We start from the raw sequence: 22385 nt of genomic DNA on the forward strand, positions 1-22385 counted from the left end.
TACCTGAGATTTAAGTTCGACAAAAATGTTCTTTTTTTTTAGAATAAGATGCCCCTAATACATCAAATATTCTCCTTTGTCTGTTTAATAAATTCTATAAAAGAGTGGATCAACCAGTTTATAAAAACGGATCGATCCACAACTAACACAAACTAACAATCAAAATTATTCTGCAGGGTTCATAATCACCTCTACAGTATCTACTTTCTTGAAAAGTTTCTTTGCGAACTTCTTAACAGCAGCCGCATCGATACCTTCAACTAATTTCTTATAATCTTCCTTTGATGTAAATTCTGATCCTAACATCTGATTATTTTTAAGCACTCTTAACCAGAAAGAATTTTGCAATTCAGCTTCTTCTCTACCTTTAATGAAGTTGTTCTTAATTTCATTTAGGTCAGTCGCATCACAAGTTTCTTTTTGAATCTTTGCAATCTCGTTTTCAACAATCTCAACCAGACGGTCACGTTTAGCAGGATCACAGTCAAACTGGATATTCAATGAGAATTCAGGACTTGGTAACTTAGATGCAGAAGGACTCACGCCTACACCATATGAACCACCTTCTTCTTCACGAATAGTTGTCATATAACGCTTTGAAAGAAGTTGAGACACCACATTGAGCATCAACCTATTCTTTAAAGTATAATTAAAATCACCTTGCAAAGCATAAGTCACGGTTGTTTTAGGCACAGCCATCTTACGATCGAAACTCTTGCTTGTTTTTCCTTTGGCAGGACCGACTTTATGGTCTACAAAAGATTCTTTTCTATTAGTCGAACTGATATGACCAATATACTTCTGAATCATTGGCAAATGTTTCTCTTCATCGATATTACCAACAAAAATGAACGTAAAGTCACTCGCATCAGAGAAACGCTCTTTATAAATTTCAGATGCTCTATTGAAATCAATCTTATTAATGAATTCTTCTCCAAAAAGTAATGTCCGTGGAGAATAGTTCGTTTTTGCCAAAGAAATCGTATCCTTAAGTGCTTTATTATTATCCACACCAATGTTTGCTACGTAATTTCTCATACGAGCCATCTGTGCATTGTATGGCGCTTCGTCGAAACGTGGCGCTTCAAAATTCAAATAAAGCAACTGCATGAGTGTCTCAAAGTCTTGAGGAGAAGCAGATCCGGAGAACCCTTCAGTCAACTCGCCCAGATTGGCACTTAAACGAACAATTTTACCCGCAAGTTTCTTCTGCAATTGAGTTGTATTGAACTCACCAACGCCTGACATTTGAACGATACCAGTTGCCATATCAGCAGAAGCAAGATCTTTATCAGCAATTAATGAACTACCACCAAAACTAAATGAAGACATTGAAATGTTATCCTTGGAATAATCTGTAGGAAGAATAACAACTTTTGCTCCATTTTCAAGGACATAACCTTTGGCATCAATTCCTTCAATTTCGAATTGTTTTGTAATCTTGGCAGGATTTAATTCTTTAGCAACAAGAGGCTGATCACCGGCATCATCCTTATAAGCTTCGATATTTGAAGCTTTCACTTTAGCAGCAACAGCTAATAATTCCGCTTTAGTTGGGTAATATTGTGTTGTATTCTCAGGGCCTTTTAATATCAATGCAGAGTTAGCTTCATTAGAATAAGAAGAAACAAATGCATTGACCTCTTCCAGAGTAATTGCAGGAATTGTTTTAGCAGCAAATGCCATCTCCCAATCAATTGAAGGGAATGATTTTGCCTTAAGGTATAAATCACCCAATTGCTTCGCCCAGGAGTCATTACTAATCTTGCTACGATTCGCATAATAAGACTCATATGATCTCATAGTCTGAACCTTTGTTCTTTCCAATTCCGAATTTGTAAACCCATGACGTTTAACTCTTTCAAGTTCTGTCAGAATCTCAGAAAACGCCTCCAGTTCTTTACCTCGTTTAGGTGCCACATAAATGTAATCAGCGCCTTTGGTTCTGGCCATATCAAATCCGCCAAACTCCATGCCTACTGATGAACACTCAAGCTTTTTGCTTAACTCAGACAAACGCGAGTTTAGCATACTATTGAACATCCCTTTAGCCATTGCATTTCTTTCAGTGGCTTCGGTTTTAACCGCATCCAAATCACGACGGAACAGCCACATGATACTAAGGCTATTTTGTTCTTTATCCTTGGCAGCAACATAGCCTAACTCTTTTGAATCTTCAACCTGACAATAAGTACGCTCAGCAGCATTCTTCTTCGAAGGTATCTTTGAAAACAAAGCTTTGACTTTTGCTTCCATCTTCTCTGCATCAATATCACCAACAATAACGACTGCCTGAAGATCCGGACGATACCATTTATGATAGTAATCACGTAGGGCCTGATGGTCGAAATGATCAATCACATCTAAAGATCCAATTACATCACGATCAGCATACTTAGAGTTATTATACATTACATGTGAAGTTTGATCACCTAAACGCTTACGAACATTTCTTCTTGTACGCCACTCTTCGTGAATAACCCCTCGCTCCGACTCAATTTCATTGCCTTCCAACAATAGTCCTCCAGACCAATCATGCAGGACCAATAAAGCCGAATCCAATAAATTCTCGCTGGCAACCGGGATATTACTTAGGTTATAAACCGTTTCGTCCTGAGCGGTGTATGCGTTGATATCCCGACCAAAAAGAATCCCATTCTTCTCCAGGTAATCAAGCATATTCTTACCTGGGAAGTTTTTAAGACCATTAAAAGCCATATGCTCCAGAAAGTGAGCCAAACCATTTTGAGTATCATTTTCGAGAATGGCACCTACATTCTGAACAAAGTAAAAGCTTGCTCTATCCTTAGGTTCCTCATTGTGCATGATATAATAAGTCATACCATTCTCCAACTTACCCGTCTTTACTGCCTCATTGGTAGGCACAGTTGTAGTAAACTGAGCAAACGAACTCAAACCTAATACGCTAAAGCACAATAGGAGAGAAAATTTTAATTTTGAAGTCATATAAAAAGTATTTGATTCAGATTGAATTAGAGATAAAACGGATCTTTAAAGTGGTGTTCGAAACAAAATTATCGCTATCTGAATTTGATTTAAAAGTTAAACATATAGAGGTTTAACTGGTTTTTGTCGACTTTGAAATTCTTCTACTAGTTGTAAACGCCATCTAAAAAAGAAAGGACAGAATCCAAGAGCTCGCTTTCAATTTCCATAAAATCAGATCCGACCAAAGATGATTTTAAAGAAGGTTGTGTCTCTTAGACACCAAACGATTCTATACGGATTCTGCCCCTCTACCGACTAACTAAAAAATAATTTAAAAAACTATTTGCAAACATCTAAGAACACGTGCGTTGCAAAACATTGCCTTATTTACCCTTGAAAACTAGAGAGCAACGCTTTTCCCGTTCTTAAAATTCTTTATCCCTTCATCAAGAAACTTAACAAATGCATCTACATCCAAATCATAAGCTCTTGGGGTATGCAATGCCTTACCTTCATTGTCCAAAAGCACATAGTAAGGTTGAGCATTTACATTATAATTTTCGATTTGATAATTCGCATTCTTTTTTCCCAATGTCTTTTTGGTTTTTCCATCGTAGTTCGAAACGATCCATTCCTCTTCGGGTAATTGTTTCTTATCGTCAACATACATGGCTACAATCACATAATCATCTCTCAGGCGTCTCAACACCTCCGGATCAGACCATACATTCGATTCCATTTCACGACAGTTTACACAACCGTGACCCGTAAAGTCAATAAATAAAGGTTTATTCTGAGCCTTAGCTGCTGCTTTAGCTTCATCCATATCAAAATAACCTTGCAAGCCATGAGGTAAGTGTAGGAAATCGCTATACTTCGCATTAATCTTCTCATGCTTAACGCCTGAACCTGCATTCTCTCTCACTAAAGACTGGATATCAAAATCCAAACTTGCTTTGGGTGGAATATAGCCCGATAAGGCTTTAAGTGGTGCTCCAAATAAACCTGGAATCATATACACCACAAAAGAGAATGAAGCAATGGCTAACATTAATCGAGGAACACTAACATGTTTAACAGGACTATCATGAGAGAACATGAGTTTTCCTAACAAATAAAATCCCATCAGCGTAAAGATCACAATCCAAATGGCTAAGTAAATCTCTCTATCTAATATTCCCCAATGGTATGTCTGATCGGCAATACTTAGGAATTTCAAACCTAAAGCCAATTCTAAGAAACCTAAAACAACTTTTACAGAGTTCAACCAGCCTCCGGACTTTGGCATATTGCTTAACCAACCCGGGAAAATAGCAAACAAGGTAAATGGAAGTGCAAAGGCCAATGAGAAACCTAGCATACCAATAATTGGCATCAACACTTCACCACCTGCTGAAGCAACCAAAATAGATCCTACAATGGGTCCTGTACATGAGAATGAAACCAATACAAGTGTAAAAGCCATAAAGAATGAACCCATAAAACCGCCTTTATCTTCATTGGCAACAGACTTGTTCACCATCCAGCTAGGCATTGTAATTTCAAACATTCCAAAAAAGGAGAATGCAAACACAACAAAAATGATGAAGAATAATAGATTCGGAATCCAATGTGTACTTAAAAAGTTGGCAAAAGCGGGCCCCATTACAACGGCTAGAATTGTTCCAATCACCGTATAAATTGCAATAATTGAAAAACCATAGAAGAAGGCATTCATTCTACCCTTCGCTTTATTGCCACCACCACTATGCATAAAATAACTCACCGTCATCGGGATCATTGGGAATACACAAGGGGTTACAATAGCAATTAATCCACCCAGAAAAGCTGCAATAAAAATAGTCCAAAGACCTTTCTTAGCGCTATCTTTCTTTTGAACAGGAGCTGCTTCTTTTATTTCAGCCTTAACATCATCCTTTACAACAGCAGCAACGTCTTTCTTTTCTTCTTTTACAACTGGCTTGGCAGCCGATTCTGTTTTAGCAAGCGCATTTGACTTTGCTGTTAAAGACAAATCAAAATCTTCTTCACCCGTTACACAACGACCTGACACATCAGAACAAGCCTGATAGTCGAAAGAACCTGCAACTCTTAAGTTTACTTTAAGAACTTTAACTGTTTGACGGAATTCAGCTTTTTTCTCAAAATAACTGACGTCTCCTTCCCAAACTTCGTCGAAGTGCTTTACCGGTTTAATTGGGATGACTTTACCAACCAATTCGTAAGAATCATTTTTAGTAAAATTAAACGATGCCACTATGGGACCCAGATCCGGATCAAAATCGTTGGAATACACATGCCATGTATCCTGGATATCTCCCTTAATCAATACTTCAAGAGTCTCTCCAACTTTCACATCCTTCTTCGAAAATTCAACCTTCCATTTTGCCGGCTGAACAATCTGACTAAATGCACTCAAAGTAATCATGCTGCTCATTATAAAAAATAGAGCAAACTTAAAATTCAATTTCATTGGACTTAATTTTTGTTAGTTGTTGTGTGTGACAATCGCTTATCACTGATTTTTATTTTTATCATCCTTTAAAAAGGATCGTCTTTTTGTTTTCCTACATCCATAAGACCCCTATTTCATTAAAAAGGGTGAATCAGATTTCATTTTTTTTGTCAAAAAAATGTTAAACTCAGCAAGATAGCTCCCATATTAATAAACAATCACCACAAGTGTTTTGTTAATATAAGATCCGACAAAAAGCTGATTTGTCTACAACTTACACTTTCAGATATAATCCAGATTAGATAAAAATAGGAAATGAATAGATACCGAAAAAAAATATCCTTTTCACCTTTCATTATAATTCTGGCATCTTTAAAACCATAAGTTCAGGTAAAATTGAAAAAATCAAATTAAAATAAAGCCTATTTCGCTCGTTTTTTGTCCTCAGTTCCTTTCTTTTAACAAGGAGTTAACAATTGCAATCTTAGAATTTCATCAAAAAACAGAAGCCACCCCAAACTGCACTGCCCAAAAAAATTCAAACAATCAAAACTACTCTTTACAAAGATTTTTGTATCAATTGCTTAAGTTTCTCATCCGAGGGACGGGGTGCAAAGGCATCAATGATTTTCCCATCCTTGTCGAATACCATAAAACGAGGAATGCCATTAATCAAATAGTTTTGAAACTCTGATCTATCGGCCATGTATTGCAAAGACGTTTTTTCATGCTTTTCAAGATATTTCCTCCAAATTGACTCTTTGCTATCTATACAAACTGATATAAACGCAACCTTATCATTGGCAAACTCTTTAGCCAATGCTTCGAAATAAGGCGATTCGGCCTTACAAGGTCCACACCAGGTGGCCCAGAGATCAACCACTAAAATCTTGCCTTCAAAATCCTTCTTAGACACCGATTTACCTGTTAAATCGGTTAGCTGAAAATCCGGGGCATTCTGGCCTGGAAGCAAGCTATTGTACTTTTCAAATGCTTTGTTCAAAACCGATTTATAGGCATCAGTTTTTAATCCCTCTGCTACCTTTACTTTCTCATTCAGCACCTGCTGTACTGGCCCTTGATGACCTAATTTCTGAGTGATACTGTAAACTTTAATAAAATCGTCTGTCTCAACAGTTAATTCCATATCCTTTTCTTCTCTGAGACGCTTAAACAGCATATATCGAAACTCTTCCAACTGTAAAAATTCCGAACGAAATCCTGCTAAATTCACATATCTCTTAAAATCGTCATTAAGAATTGGTTTAACAGAATCAGAAACAGCCTTAGCTTCCTCGTAGCTTTTAAATTTCCCCGAAAAAGTTAGATAAGTCGGATAGGATTTTAATGAGATGGCAGCATTTAGGTAGTTTCTTGTCTTTTCTAATTCAACAAAATTCGGTGGTAAATTCGGGTAGAGCTTTAGCGAATCCATTAATCCACTCATTTTTTTCTCTATTTCTTCTTTCACAAATTCGTACGAATGGTTCTCTTTTAGCATTTGACCAGCCTGTAAAAAAGATCCTGCTTTGGGGAATGGCTTATCTTTGAGATACCTGTTGGGTTCAACTCCGATGCCCTTAAATTTGGCATTAGTAGGAGAATCTTTATCAATGTAAACCTCCAGGTTGTAGCCCGGTTGCAAGTACAATGTATTTCTGCCCAACTTAAAATAAGTCGGCTGTGTCAAATTCAATTCTATTTCAAAACAGCACGAATCATCAGTCTGTATTTCTACACCTTCCTTTAAAAGAATAGCCTCAGGGCTTTGATTTACCAAGGTAACTATCTTGTCAAAATTCACTAGTCGTCCCTTAAATTTAACTGATTTACTCTGATATTGGCTACAGCCAGTAAATACCAGACAGAATAAAATAACGACACCATATATATATTTGTTAAGATTTTGAATACTCATGTTTAATTGTTTTAATATTTTTTACAATATGAAAAATTTCTTCTGCCCCAAGCTCCCTGATTAAAAAGTATCAGTATCATTTCTGAATATACACCCAAACAAAACCTCCCACGTAACTATTTTGTGTTTTAAAATCAGACAAGAAAGCCCATTTCTTTTCACTCTCCTGCAAATATTTCTGAAACCCCATAAGCATTTCATCAGGTAAATTATTCCATGCCAACCCCTTTGCTTCAACCTCGGTTAAATCGGTATTGGCATTCATCAGCTTTACACATTCTTTATCCACAAAATCATAATAGGTTTTAAAAAAGGCTCTTCTCTCTTCTTTACTTCCTTTCGCAGCCGTTTCTTTTTGCTTTTTAAGCATCATTTCTTCGGATGATAACTCCCTAAAAATCTCTCTTTCTGTGTACACATCACCTACCAGAATATCTAACTTACCATCACCATTATAATCATGCACAAATAGCTTTGATCGATATCCGTGTGGCTGATTTTCTCCCACCAGGGCTTTTGAATGATTTCGTTTGTTCATAATTAATACTTCAGGTTTTGAATCAAATTTTGGTTCTTTAGCAGTTCCCGTATTCAGGCAAACAAACACATCGCCCGACTCGCTGCCACATACCAAATCGAAACGCCCGTCACCGTTCCAATCAACAGGAACAGTATGACTCGAAACTTTTTCATAACCTTCAGTATAAGGCATTATATCGATGAATTCAGGAACTAAAAAAGCAGCTTGTTTTCGGGTTCCAACATTTCGCGACACGGCTACTCCTTTAAAGCGAACACCCCATACCAAATCTAGCAACCCGTCGCCATCCCAATCGAAAGGGGCTACGGTAGTTGTATGCCCGGGGTTTAAAGTATTTCCTAAAGTATCTCTGATAAATACAAAGGGTTCGAAGTTACCGTCTTCTTTACCTTTAAAAAAGTATGCCTGACCGGGAAACGATCCCGAAACCAAATCATCAATGCCATCGCCATTAATATCGGCCAAACCCGGCACAAAGCCGACGCAACAATCGCATGGCACAAAAGCTCTGTCGTTACCGGCCTGTATTTCTCCATGGTAGGTATATTCGGGTTTGATGTTATCTCCATTATTCAAATATATTTTACAAGCCCCTTTGGTCAGGCAATGTCCAGAACGAACTGTATCAGTTTCAAGCCGTTCACGTCCATAATAACCCAAAAGTAAATCAAGCTTTCCATCCTTGTTTATATCATACAAATAAGGGGCGGAGTGCCCCGACTCATGAACATTAATAAATTCAGCACCTGTTTTTAACCGAAATGGTTCCTGAAATGATCTATTTTCCACCTGTGCTCTCACTCCCTGAACGAACAACATAGATATTAAGAATGCATATATTGTAAATTTCATTGTCTTTTTATTTTTTTCTTAGTTTTAACTCCTTCTGAATCCCATCGTAGAAGCAATTCTTCTTATTTTCTCCTGTCACAATTTGAGTTTCTAAACTTGCTTCGCCCAGCATACATAGGTCGGAACTACACACTTGAAAAGAAGCATTAACACCTATTTTCGAAGGATTTATTTTTTTATTTGCACATAGCTTATACAAGACCATAAAATCGGAATCATAAATCATATTTGTCCCTCCTTTACTGCTTTCCACAACAACCGGACCTGGCCAGATCGTATCGTTAACCACTATGCCATCGGGCAATGATAGAATAATTGAAGTAGGTCTGTTCTTTCCCGTATTCATGGCTGTGTAGGTGTGCCAGTCTTCTTCCAGATCAAAGCAAACTGCTAAAACAAATTCGCCTCCTATTTCAATTTTATCATAATCGGTGAATATTCGAATATTTAATTGTTCCATACCATCAGATGACAGATCATAGAAGTTACGATCAAATGACTGACCTTTTATATGAACATGAACAAAAAATAGGATACCTAACAAGCAAATTAAATTCTTCATTTCTTAATCTTTTTTAGTAAATCAAACACTTGTTTTTTAGTTGCCTAAATATTTTTTCAAAGTATTAATCATCTCTTCTCCTCTTAACCCCCGAGCGACTATTTTCCCCTGAGAATCGAGCAAAATAATATGAGGAATCCCACTAAAAGCATAAGCATTTTTAATTTGGTTCATCTCCTCTTGTGTAACCAATAATTGATTCCAATGACTCTCATCCTCTTCTATAGCGGCACGCCACGACTTTTCCTTACTATCAAAAGAAACACCAAGCACAGCCAATTGATTATCATCATATAAATCAATCGCTTTTTTAAAATAAGGCGTTTCCAAACGGCACCAATAACACCAGCTAGCCCAAAAATCAACCAAAACGTATTTCCCTTTGAAGTCACTTAATCTTTTGGTTATCCCTAACGTATCGGTTCCTGAAAAATCGGGCGCATTTTTCCCTACAACACTCTTTTCAAATCTTGTTAAGGTTTGTTCAATTTTTTCAGCCCATAGTGACTCTAATGCTTTTGCTCCTAAACTTTTATAATTATGTCGAATTTCATCAATTTTTTCCTGAGTATAGAAGTTTTTAAAATAGACGAACCGCTTATAAAACAGGTATAAACCAAAAGGAGAATTCTGATTCTTTTCAATCAATTGCTCGGTTTTACGATTAACCATTTGCCAATATTCTGCATTGAGCTGAGAAACCAATGAATCATTGGACTTTTGTTTTGCTTCATTAATCCTTTCGTCGCAAACCTGCAAACGTTCCGCTTCTTTTGATTGGCTCAGTTCCTTTTTATAGGTCTCAAGCATTTGATGCTCTGGTGATCCGGAAACATCCATGGCGATTTTTCCATTGGTAACAATTAAGGATGTTTTAATGAGAGCCGGAATCACAAAAAGGGGAACCTTATTTTTTGCTCTTCCGATATAACAGATTTGGCTTTTCAGATTTCTGGTATTTATTTTAAACCGGTTATTATTAACCATAGCCGAATCTAGTGGTTCCCTACTACTTTCAGAATAAAGATAAATTTTTTCCCAGTTTTCACCAGAGATGCATCCTTCGATACAAGGTCTTTTTACGTTACAGGAATAAATACAAATGAGAACAAATAGTGGCACTAATTGCCTAAAATACTTTCGTTGCATAATTAATAAATTCAATAGTTGTATATATGATCAATTACAAACAATAGTACAAGCCTGCATGATCGATTTGAAGAATACCACATCATTTTAAATTAACATCTCGTTATGGAAGACGGCCAGATGAATTTGTATTCTAAATGCCCTTTCTAAACAATAGTCTAATAGCCTAAAAAAAGCAGAACAATCCCATTTGCTGCCATATCATTAATGATACAGTAGCATGAATTCGGTAGAACTCCGTTTGTAAAAAAACCGAGAACTACCGAACTTTTTCTTTCTAGTAAGTGTTTTGCTTAATCACGCCTAAACTTGATTCCACTTCGGTATTAGGAATTGGTCTGGCCCATTTTCTGTCCCCTTTTCTTAGTTCGTAGGTTACAAGTGGCTCTCCACTTAACACGGCAGAACTATTATATGGGTAAAATTCTCTTGACAGATTTACATCATCATAGCTCACCTCATTGTTATTATAGCGTCTGTAATCGTACCAGGTAAATACAAAAGGTCTTTCGATTCTTCTTTCACGAATGATTAGTTTCACAGCTTCTTCCTGAGTATTTGCAACCAGTTCGGTATACATATCAGAATCAATTCTTTTTACACGTAGCTGCTCCACCACATTCATGGCATCCTGCCAACTGCCGGTTCTAGCCAAGGCTTCTGCTTTTATCAAAATCATTTCAGAAGTGGTTGGTCCGGAAGGTATATTATACGTTCCCATAGCAACATATCCGGGATAACTAACTCCAGTTCGATCACGGGTATAGGAATAGTTTTCCACAAAATTATACTTGTATCTTAAGTCAGATTGCTGATCATACAAATCCATTAACTCCTGACTTGGTACATACCATGCATAGCCGTGATAAGCCAACCTTGTGTAATAGAATTCCTTGTATGAAAGAACCTCCGATGTCGTAACATAATATGTATCAGGGTAATTTACCTCAAGCTGTTCGTTGTTCACAGTTACGGTTGATTCATAAAATGCCATTTCGCTATTGTAATCGAATAGCTCGGAATAGTCGCCCAAAGCTGCATTGGCGTATTGCAAGGCTTTCGTATAGTTATTCACACTTAAATAATAGCGTGCAGCAAATGCTTTAGCCGCCGATGAACTTCCCCGCCAGGGTCTGAAAGTTCCTGCCTTAATAATTGAATTTTCCAACTTTAGAGCTTCCTCAAGGCAATTTTCAATTTCAATGTAAGTCTCTTCGAGAGTGCTGCGTGCTATCGACTCCTCAAAAGAAACCGAATTTTTCAGAGATATTCCCAATTCATTCTTTGTTGATTCATCGTATGGCAAGCAAAAATTATTAACCAACATCCAGTAACTGTATGCCTTAATCAAGTAGGCTTCAGCTTTAAGTTCTGCCTTTTTCTCTTCCGATCCGCTTACAGCATCCAAATAATGCAAAACCATATTGGCATAAAATATTTTAGTATACTCACTACTCCAAAGGGTTTCTTTTCCATCATAGGCTGTATATTCCACATCCCAGGTCGCAACCTGTACCAGATCCATAGATCGGTAAGCACTTGCGTTGAAACCATTGTATAAATCAGCTGACACTTCCCAATCATCGGTGCACAAAACAGCGTTCCTGCTTTTATCTTGGTAGAAATAAGAGTAATTCCCAAGTAAAGCATCCAACTGTTCTATCGTCTCAAGTGGTAAATTAGTCGATTTTGAGGGTACTTCATCCAGATAGGAATTACAACTTCCCAATAGGGTACCTATTATTAAGATTAAAATATATCTTTTCATTTTTTTCATCATTTTATCAGTTAAAAGTCAACATTAATACCAAAAGTGAATTCAGGTTCAGGTTTATAAGAGCCCAAAGGGTATTCAGGATCTTCATTATACTTATTCGCATAGATAGAAAACACATTATTCACCTGCGAGTAAATTCTAACGCTTTCCAAGCCTGTTTTCTTTAAAAACTTCGAAGGAAGATTATAAGTTAAATTCACTTCCTGCATCCTCACATGATTAGCACTTTCTGTCAGATAAGAGAATGATCTCCAAAAACGATCCCAAAAATAGTAACGGCTTTCGGTATCATTTTGAGGCAGTGGCATCATTTTATCCGCATCGGCATTCAACACCTCTGAGAATCTTGAATTAGGAACCAATGCATTGTAATTGTACGAAGTCCTTCTAAACACATGCCCAAATTTACCGGTCATAATACATGAAATATCGAAATCATGAATTTTAAAACCGAATGACAATCCCATTACCCATGGGGCCACGGTTGTTCCTTGGGAATAGGCATAATTCATCACATCATCGGCCGGCCAGGTTCCAAACCCATACAATGTACCATCTTTACCACTTATTTGTGGCTGCATATTTGGCTTTGCATCTGTTCCCATATTATGTAAACCAGCATAATGACTGCCAAAAATTGTATTTGCATTTTCACCTTCGACAAAAGCAGTAGTTTCACCTGCTCTCATTGGCAGCAAATCATTGTGATGAAACTTATCTCTATAGAGTTTTGTTACTTTATTATGGTTGTAAGACACATTAAAGTTGCCATAAAAATCCACCTTGTTTGCAATAGGTAACCTGGTTCCAACTTCAATCTCAATTCCTTTATTGATCATGTCGGCCGCATTCATCTTTTGAGAAACAACACCATTAACCGCAGGAATAGAAACACTTGCTACAAGATCCTTTGCTGATTTATGGTACACATCCACCTTCCCAAACAACTTTCCTCTAAACAATGAATAATCAATACCCAAGTCCAGAGTACCGGTTTTTTCCCATCTTAAAGTTGGATTACCATAGCTTGATATACGGGCATAGGGTTCATTTGTATAAGTATTGTTGTTTGGATACATGCTTATTAAAGGCAGGAAAGAAGTCGAACGATCCACATTTCCGTTGTATCCATAAGTCGCACGCAGAGCTAATCGATCTACCCACGACACATCCTTCATAAAATTCTCTTTCGAGATTTGCCAACCCCCACCTATCGACCAAAAAGGTGAATATCGATAAGAGGGATCATCGGTAATTAAATTTGAAGCATCTGTTCGGGCACTTCCCGATAGGGTATATTTATCGTTATATGTATAGGCTGCATTAAAATAAGCTGACACATATTTATCGGTATTATACCCAAATTCATGAACCTTGTTTTTGTATATGGTTGTTTTGTATCCATACCAATTGTAAATGGCCAGGTTACTATTTGTATAACTACCTAAACCGTTGGGTAAAGTCCCTACGGTTAGTTTATCATCATCATAACCGTAAACTCTTGGCTCAGTAAAAGTTTTAGTTACTCTTTTGTTGAGCTCCATACCCGCTATGGCATTGAAAGAATGTTTCCCAAAAGTCCGGTCAAAATTTAATTGATTTCTAAAGGTTAAACTTCCGATTTCACTCCTATTCTGATCCAGATAATTACCATTTGGAATATTTGGGGTTAACTTATTATCTGCCCGATTCCACTGAGTGTAATAATTAATTTCCGATCTGACAGCATAAGTGCCCTCTCCCAAAATGTTTTTATTTGAGCTATTAAAGCTCTCATATTGAATTTGAGAATTAAATTTCAAGCCCTCAAAAGGCTTAAAAACCAAGGCTCCCTGAAATCTTGTTTGAATTTCCTTATTTGTATAATCTGTATTCTCCATTTCTGTAATGGGATTGTAAGACAAATCGGAGTAAGGAAAACTCTCTTTCGGCCAATATCGGTCAAAATTTGGCATATACATTCCTTTGTAAACAGGAAGTCGATTCCCCGATTCATCCAACAACATCTCATATGGAGCAATACTTTTGATATCTGCCAAGGACGCATTATTGGAAGATTGTTTGTATCCATACATCCCACTAAAACTAAAATCCAGCCATTCAAAAATCTGGGCAGAATTTCGATAGTTAATTAAAACCCTCTTATTTTCCTTCCCCTTTAAATAGGACTGATTGCCTTCATACATAATTGAAAGGCTATTATTAAACTTCTCAGATCCAGAGGAAATTTGCAAATTGTGCTGATGAATAAAAGGATTTTTCATCAAATGATCTTCTATCTGTTTTTGATTGTTCTGGGAGGCATACTTAGTAAGTCTGGCATCAAGTTCTTCATCCGACAAATAACCCAGATTATGCTCATTCAAAGCAACTCTACCTGGTGTTAAAGAAGACATAATTGACATTTCCTGATCTATCATTTTGTGAGAACCAGCGCCCCATTTACCAAAAGACATTTTCTCATAAGCAACAACATCTTCAGAAGAAGCTCTATCCAGCAGATAACTGAGATCAGGCTTAGAAGAAAATTTGACAAAAGAATTAACAGATACTTTTAATTCGCCTTTTTTCAGGTTCTTCCCGCTTTTTGTTGTCACTACAATGACTCCATTCGCAGAACGGGCTCCCCAAATTGAAGCCGCCGAAGCATCTTTTAGAACAGTTACACTTTCCACGTCATTGGGATTGATAGAAGAGAAATCGCCTTCAATGGCAAAACCATCTACCACAATTAAAGGTTTCGAGTTTGCAAACAAACTACTTTTACCACGAATTTCAAAAGTTGGATTTCCTTCATCATCAAATGTCGCCTGAACCCCAGATACATTACCTATCAACCGAGAGCCTATGTTGGTACTCGGTTTATCAATTTGATCTTTGGATACCAAATTAAAACTACCTGTTGCCCGCTCTTTAGAAATTGTCTGGTAACCCGTTACCACAACTTCACCTATGATTGCCGCATCTTCCTCAAGCGTCACATTAATTACTTTTTGTCCCGTATAGGTCAATTCCTGCGATACCATCCCAACAAAAGAGAACACCAAAACAGCATTATCACCTTCAATTTTGATACTGTACTTACCATCAATATCGGTAGCAACTCCAGAGGTGGTTCCTTTTACAACTACAGAAACACCAGGAAGGGTATTGCCATCGGCATCGGTAACGGTTCCTTTGACTTCTTTTTCCTCTTGTTTTACTTCTTTCTCAATTACAATGGGTTTCTTCGTAATCAAAACATAATCATCTACAATTTCGTACTGCAAAGAAGCCTGATTACAAATTTCTTCCAAAGCGTCTTCCAAACTCACATTTAAAAAATCAACATCAACCGTCAAGTCACTGTCAATCTCATCTTCACTATACATGAAAAATGTCCCCGTCTGAACTTTAAATTCCTTAAAGACGTCTCTCACAGACATCCTTCCCGACTCAATACTAACCTGCTGCCCCATCACCGATGCTGACAGTTGCATAGAACAGGCTAATATTAACAATACACTTATCTTCATAATACGTGCGATTTTACTAATGGTAGGTGATAAACACCTCCACTTTCCTAATTTTTTCATACTTTTGGGTTTAGGTTACTTAATGCCATTGCTTCAACAATGGTTTTTAATTATCACTAGCGGGAAATACGGCAAATATTTCCCGTTTTTTTTGTCTGCAGTTCAACTCCAGTCGATATCCGACTTCCTTTTATATGTTCTACGCATAAGTAAGCCCAGAACGACTTTAAGTTATTGACGTCCAACAACGATATACTTCCCTTTGATTGCAAAATCAACATCTGCAATGCGTTCTATCATATTAAGAGCATATTCAAATGAATTCTCTTTCTCAAAGGCCCCGGTAAAACGGATATGTTTGTATTCTTCATTCATAAAAAAGAAATCAACATCATACCATCGTCCCAATTGAATCATAATATACTCAAGCTCCATATCCTCAAATTCATAAACGCCACTCACCCAAGACGTATACAAATCAGCATCCACTTTTTTAATCATGATCTGATCTTTCCCTCTTAGAATGGTTGATTGATACCCCGGCTTCAATATTTCAGTTTGATTTAAATTGTTGATCTGCACAGATCCTTCGACAAGTGTTGTCGCTATAAAATTCTGATCATCATAGCCCGATACATTAAATTTGGTTCCCAAAACTTTCACTTCTGAATCATGAGTATGGACAATAAAGGGAGCTTGCTTATTGTGCGCGACCTCAAAATAGGCCTCTCCAGTCAAATACACATCTCTTTTACCTTTCAAAAACTTAACCGGGTATCGCAATTTGGTATCAGCATTCAACCATACTTTAGTACCATCGGTCAGGGTTAATGAATACTCCCCTCCTCTAGGCACATCAATTGTATTGTAAAGCAGTTCTATTTTCTTTGTTGTTTTTGAAGTATAGGCCAGATTATTAGCTGAATCTTTAGAAATCTGAGTTCCATCTTTTTCAGATATCAGCTGTTCAATATTATCTTGTAATTTAACTTTTGAACCATCAGCTAAGGTTAAAGTCGCTTTTTTATTTCCTGCATGAGCAAATTCAGCAAAATTATAAGCCTTTGAAAAATCAACCTTTTCAACTTGATTCTTTAAAACAAGAGTACTCACAACAGCAATAATCAAAACGGCAGCGGCATAAGGAAGCCAGGTAGATAGCTTCCAGGTTTTCGTTTTTTTCTTTGTGATATTTGATGCAATACTATTCCAGGCCTTTTGCTGATCAAGCTGATGATAAAAAGCTATTGAACGCCCCTTAAGATAAAGTTTACGATAATGATTAAACAGACGTCTGTTTGCCTCATTTTCTGAAAGAAAATTATCTAAATCTCTTTTTTGTGTATCAGACAACTCTCTTTTTGAATAGTCGATTGCCAGATTAATAATATATTCCTCTTTTAATTTCATGCTATGATATATTCGTCGGATAAGATGTCATAAATCCTTCCCTTTATTATTAGGATTGATGAAATGCAAAATGGGTGACAAATAAAAAGAGAATTTTTACGACAGGCTTAAAAAAACACCCCAGGGATAAGATAATCAAAGTTCTCCATGAATACAAAAAGGATAAAAAATGAGAATAGCAAAGGTCAAATAAAGAGCTTAACTTTAAACTTAAAGACTACAGAAACATAAACAAGATGATAACATCCAAAGAATTACGAAGTTGTTTCAATGCCCGTGCGAAATGGGTTTTAACGGTATTAACCGAAATATTTAAATCCTCAGCAACATCCTTGTATTTCATATTCTGAAAGATAATCGCTTCAAATACGTTTCTGCTTTGTTGTGAAAGGTTTTCTAACTCCTGATAAAGTTTTACTTTCATTTGTTCTAAATCTTCAGGATCAAAAGAATCATCCATCAAGATATCAAACTCATCATTCATGGTTTCAATTTGATAGCTCTTATTTTTACGAATGTAATTCAGAGCATTGTTTTTTACTGATGTAAAAAGGTAGGATTTTAATGAAACATTCAACTGTTTAACTCTGTTATTTTCCCAAAAACCTATAAATATATCTTGAACCAAATCTTCAGCCAAATCGAAAGAATCAATATATTTTAAAGCGAACACACAGAGAGGAGAATAATAAATATCAAACATTTGGCGCAAACCAGACTCGTCGCCATTTTGTAATTTCTGTATAATTAATTGCTCCTGATTGTTCATAGTAGGTGCTAAAAATAGAAAAGGATATTGATTTTACAAAAAAACTCCCCTTGAGAACCTTAAAACACAACTAATTTCTATAAAGCCTGAATCCGCCTGTTAATTATACTCTACACATACGAATCTTGCTTTTTATAAGTCCAAGTTTGATAAAAAAAGAACATATATTCCTACAAATCAAGCATCAGACAATCCACCTTAGGTTTTAGGTAGATATATCAGTCCCCATACAAGCATCTTTAAAGTACAGCTAAAACAGAATGGTTTGGATCAATAAACCCATCTTTAACCTAACTTGTAAAAGACTTTAGAGGTAACCTTAATATTATGTTTTAAAAACCCAATAAAGCTTACCCGAAGTTAACCCGAAGAAAGACCAAAGTTACAAGCCTGATTAATTGAATTTATTATTATTAACAAAACAAACTTAAGGTTTATTTTTTAGTACAGAAGATCGGGTATTATGATGTAGAAACAGAAAAACCACCCCCGTTGTGGAGGTGGTATATTAATTGGTTTTCCGTCCATAATTATGCTCTCATTCAGATGACATCATTCCCTACAGGAGATCAATGGCATTCTTTACAGTACTAACTGAAGGATGTGTATTATTCCCTCCTGCCTTTTCATTATTATCAAAAAACAATTTAAAGTGTTTTAAAGCTTTTTCCTTATTTTCAATTTTCAAATAAAGCTTAGCTAATAAGAAATTACCCATAATCACTCCGTTATCAGTAGCTGCCAAATCATGACCTATTTTCAAGGCTCTATTTATTGATTCCTTAGAGTCTTTAAATTTAGGATTTCTCACAACCTCATCACCAATACGAAGTAACAAGAAGAACTTTTGATTTTCATCGTACTGTTCAGCTTCCTGCAACTTTGAATCAAACCATTTTCTAAATTGCCCCTGTGCGAGATAATAGGAATAACTAAGATCTTTTCTTAAAGCCTCAATTTGAGGGTACATATTGTCTCTTTCACACAGGTCAACCTCCTTATTCAAATCAGAAAGACTTTTGCATATGTTAGCATATTGACTCAAGTGAGTTCTTATTGCATTTTTAAAAACATTTTTATACTCTTTCTCATCAACCTTATCTAATATGCTCTCTTTATTTTTTAATAAGTACTGATATTCCTTACTTCCATATTTTATCATCGAACCACTTACGACATAAAACAAATCCCTGGTTAAGAATTTTTCAAGAGAATATGTTTCAATTAATTCATTTGATACCACCGCAACATTCACACGGTCATATTGTCTTTTTAAGGCAGTCAAATAGGTCATTAAAAAATCATATTCTCTATTCCCATTTTTGTATTTTTCCTTTAGTGTTCCAATTCTCAAATCGGGATCAATGGCACATTTTGCTCCGGCAATCAATTCTTCTGCAGGCTTCCCACCTACCATTTTGTGAACTTCATTACCCTCATAATCTAAAAAAAGTAAGGTTGGAAAAGACTTAACCAGATACTTTTTACAGAGTTCAATCCCTTCACCCTTTTCCATGTCTATTTTAAAACTTACGAAATGCTGATTAAAATAGTCACCGACTTCCTTTTGAGGGAAAATAGTCTTCGATAAATACTTACATGGACCACACCAACTTGTGTAGCAGTCCATAAAGATCAACTTGTTTTCTTTTTTTGCTTTTGCCAAAGCTTCCTTAAAAGTTCCATGTTCGAACTCAATACCTTGAGCAAACAAGCCACTACAGATAAATGTAGCTACTATTAGTACTAAAACCTTTTTCATTTTTATCTTTTTTAATGATTATATGAAAACTATATATACCCTATCACACCTGGTTTCTACTTTAAAACCTCTTCAATTCTATTTCGTAAATTTTGACCGTGTAGACCTTTATCTATAATTTTTCCATTGGGATCAAGCAGGAAAATAGCTGGGATAGATGTAATATTATAAGAATCACTCACTGATTTGGTATCGCGAACTTGCTTCCATAGCATTTGTTCTTTATCTACAGCTTTAAGCCAGGCCTTTTCATTAGCATCAGTACTTACAGACAAAATCTGCAATCCTTTTGATTGATAATCTTTGTAAATCTCTTTCAGATTTGGGATTTCTGCACGACATGGACCACACCAGGATGCCCAAAAATCTACTAAAACAAATTTTCCCTTATACATCTCTAAAGAAACATCCTCTCTACTCACTGACTTTAGCGTGAATGCAGGAGCTTGCTTACCAATAGAAACTCTTAACTGATTGGCTCTTCGCACAATCAGTTTTTGCAGGTAATAGGATTGATGTATATCCTTTGAGAAAGCATTTACTATCTTATTTAGAGTCTCGACATCAGCTCCCCAGTATTTTTCGTAGAATAAGCGACTTAATGGGATACTTGCAGAATAATCTTTGACTAAATCCCATAGTTTGGCAATATAGTTATCAACTATTCCCTGCTCTTCCGGAGAAAGGTCATGCTTATACTTCAATTGATTGTAAGCCTCATAATCCAGCTTTGCTAATAATTCATGGTATTCATCATTAACAGCGGAACCTTCTCCTACGATCACGCCATCTTTTTCAAAAATTCTTATGATTCCAGGCTCAGAAAAGACGGTGTACCTTTTAGAATCATCACCTATTTTAATATAAACGGGTCTGCAGGCAAGCTCTGTATCCATTTCTATTTCAAACTTACCATCGATTACTTTAGCCTTATAGCTTAAGCTATCCGATTCCTTTTGTGAGTGAACCTCTTGGTAGGGATAAATAACAACTTCACCATCACCACCAGAAAGCTGGCCTTTAATAATGCACTTATCACTTACTTTGCTGCACGAGAATAGCATTACCAATGCCATAAAGGCAAATAGTTTAAAAAACTTCATCATAAAATAAATTATTAATTAATTGTATTACGATCACCTCAAAGTATCGAAATAGACTCCTCTGGCTCAATAAAAATTCCAACCGAGGTTTTCAATAAATGGAGATAGAATAATAGCCCCGGAATAATTCCAGGGCTATTTAATTGTAGGGCTTTACCCTCTCTGATTATAAACTAACGCGGGTTTTGTTCTATTTCCGGATTCTTAATCATATACTTTACAGCAATTGGGTACACCCATCTCTCACTGTTTGGTTCAAGTACATAATTATCTCCATTTACTGTTCGCTGCAAACTAATATTTGCATTATCATTAGCATTATAACGCTTCAGATCAAACCATCTTAAGCCCTTAAAGGCCAGCTCACGTCTTCGTTCATCCTTTACCAACTGTAAGGCTTCATCTTTATTTGAGGCAGTTAAAGGCACGTATGTATCTGTATCGTATCTTTTTTCACGAATCAAATTTAAATCGTCAATTGCCAAATTATAATCACCCACACGAGCAAGACACTCAGCACGGTTCAATATCACTTCACTAACACTTAGCCCAATCTCTCTACCACTTAAGTACTCAACAATATATATCACATCAGCAAAAGGCGGAAACCACTCAAGCTCCATCATCCCCTTCCATCGCAAATCTGAATCTACATCATATAGATTTTTTAATTCCTCGCTGGGATAAATAAGAGAATATCTATTGGAAGCCCCCTTATTCAAAAGTACTTCCTCATTAAATACATTTTCTGGCAGATCAATCACATTAGGATACCAGGCATTCTTCTCGAGCGCTTTATAATCATACAAAAAGTCATTAATTTCCAAACATTTATCCGCAGCAATTAAAGCATTTGCATAATCGGCTTTGTACAAATTCACCCTTGATAGAAGAGCATAAGCCGATGCCGTAGTTGGTCGATGATTAAACTCACTTGTTTCGGGAAGCAAATCGATAACTTCATTAACATCATCTTCAATGAATTTATAAATTTCGGCTACAGTTGCACGGGGAATACTTCCTTCTATTCTTGGTACGGTTATCAGAGGCACAGCCAGATCAAGATCAGCTGTCGCTTTATTATAATGCTTTCCGTAAATATTAGTGAGTATAAAATAGGCAAAAGCCCTTTGAATTTTAGCCTCAGCATATAGTTGCTTCTTTTCCTGCTCGTCGCCCTCGGTAGTCAGTACCTCGGAGATAACTACATTACAAACATAAATCTGACTGTATAAAGACTGCCAATCAGCATCTTCCTCCTCGTCCAGATAAAACTTTTCGGCCCAGGTGTAAACAGACTGTGATGTCTTGCCAAAATTTTGATCGTAACCACTATCCGGAATTTTAACATCGTCGGTACTATAAAGAACATTTCCATACGATTGAACAAAACCACTGGATCCAGATTTGAAGAGAGTTTGATCCATTAATAATCTATAATCTTCGACCTTAACAGGAATAATTTTTCCCTTGGGTTTTATATCAAGCCATTCGTCCGAACAGGAAGAAAAAACCACAAGTACCATTAAATAATATATATATTTCATCTGTTTATAATTTTAAATTTTTACCATATGAAAGTCCCCAAAAATAAGCCTCCTGTGTATTGAATGCTTTAAACAT

Annotated in this window: 13 protein-coding genes; all 13 read right to left on the bottom strand. The window is 36.3% G+C overall.

Features of this window, described 5'->3' with window-relative positions; all coding sequences use genetic code 11:
* Window positions 1–165: 165 nt before the first annotated feature.
* A complete protein-coding gene (locus tag EV201_RS04970; protein ID WP_130306280.1) occupies window positions 166–2967 on the bottom strand; it encodes a M16 family metallopeptidase in 2802 nt (933 codons plus the stop codon).
* Window positions 2968–3349: 382 nt separating this feature from the next.
* The gene (locus EV201_RS04975) at window positions 3350–5422 is read right to left on the bottom strand and encodes a protein-disulfide reductase DsbD family protein (protein WP_130306281.1); all 2073 of its coding nucleotides are present in this window, start codon (window positions 5420–5422) and stop codon (window positions 3350–3352) included.
* Between the two features lie 541 nt (window positions 5423–5963).
* Window positions 5964–7322 (bottom strand): TlpA family protein disulfide reductase, encoded by a 1359-nt coding sequence (locus tag EV201_RS04980; RefSeq protein ID WP_130306282.1) that lies wholly within the window; start codon window positions 7320–7322, stop codon window positions 5964–5966.
* A 76-nt stretch (window positions 7323–7398) separates the two neighbouring features.
* Window positions 7399–8715, bottom strand: a complete 1317-nt coding sequence (locus EV201_RS04985; protein ID WP_130306283.1) for an FG-GAP repeat domain-containing protein — start codon at window positions 8713–8715, stop codon at window positions 7399–7401.
* Between the two features lie 7 nt (window positions 8716–8722).
* The gene (locus tag EV201_RS04990; protein ID WP_130306284.1) at window positions 8723–9277 is read right to left on the bottom strand and encodes a protein-disulfide reductase DsbD domain-containing protein; all 555 of its coding nucleotides are present in this window, start codon (window positions 9275–9277) and stop codon (window positions 8723–8725) included.
* 36 nt (window positions 9278–9313) lie between these two features.
* Window positions 9314–10426 carry a TlpA disulfide reductase family protein gene (locus tag EV201_RS04995; protein ID WP_130306285.1) on the bottom strand — a complete coding sequence of 371 codons (1113 nt, stop codon included), beginning with the start codon at window positions 10424–10426 and terminating at the stop codon, window positions 9314–9316.
* A 277-nt stretch (window positions 10427–10703) separates the two neighbouring features.
* Entirely contained in the window at window positions 10704–12194 is a 1491-nt protein-coding gene (locus EV201_RS05000) for a RagB/SusD family nutrient uptake outer membrane protein (protein ID WP_207224389.1), read from the bottom strand.
* A 20-nt stretch (window positions 12195–12214) separates the two neighbouring features.
* On the bottom strand, window positions 12215–15778 hold the full coding sequence (locus tag EV201_RS05005) for a SusC/RagA family TonB-linked outer membrane protein (protein WP_130306287.1): 3564 nt from the start codon (window positions 15776–15778) through the stop codon (window positions 12215–12217).
* Window positions 15779–15949: 171 nt separating this feature from the next.
* Window positions 15950–17128 (bottom strand): FecR family protein, encoded by a 1179-nt coding sequence (locus tag EV201_RS05010; RefSeq protein WP_130306288.1) that lies wholly within the window; start codon window positions 17126–17128, stop codon window positions 15950–15952.
* A gap of 217 nt (window positions 17129–17345) precedes the next feature.
* Window positions 17346–17897, bottom strand: coding sequence for an RNA polymerase sigma factor (locus tag EV201_RS05015; protein ID WP_130306289.1), 552 nt, complete (start codon window positions 17895–17897; stop codon window positions 17346–17348).
* Between the two features lie 559 nt (window positions 17898–18456).
* Window positions 18457–19659 carry a thioredoxin family protein gene (locus EV201_RS05020; RefSeq protein WP_130306290.1) on the bottom strand — a complete coding sequence of 401 codons (1203 nt, stop codon included), beginning with the start codon at window positions 19657–19659 and terminating at the stop codon, window positions 18457–18459.
* Window positions 19660–19715: 56 nt separating this feature from the next.
* The gene (locus EV201_RS05025; protein ID WP_130306291.1) at window positions 19716–20765 is read right to left on the bottom strand and encodes a TlpA disulfide reductase family protein; all 1050 of its coding nucleotides are present in this window, start codon (window positions 20763–20765) and stop codon (window positions 19716–19718) included.
* Between the two features lie 170 nt (window positions 20766–20935).
* The gene (locus tag EV201_RS05030) at window positions 20936–22309 is read right to left on the bottom strand and encodes a RagB/SusD family nutrient uptake outer membrane protein (protein ID WP_130306292.1); all 1374 of its coding nucleotides are present in this window, start codon (window positions 22307–22309) and stop codon (window positions 20936–20938) included.
* Between the last annotated feature and the right edge of the window lie 76 nt (window positions 22310–22385).

The organism is Ancylomarina subtilis, from assembly GCF_004217115.1.
GTDB classification, from domain to species: domain Bacteria; phylum Bacteroidota; class Bacteroidia; order Bacteroidales; family Marinifilaceae; genus Ancylomarina; species Ancylomarina subtilis.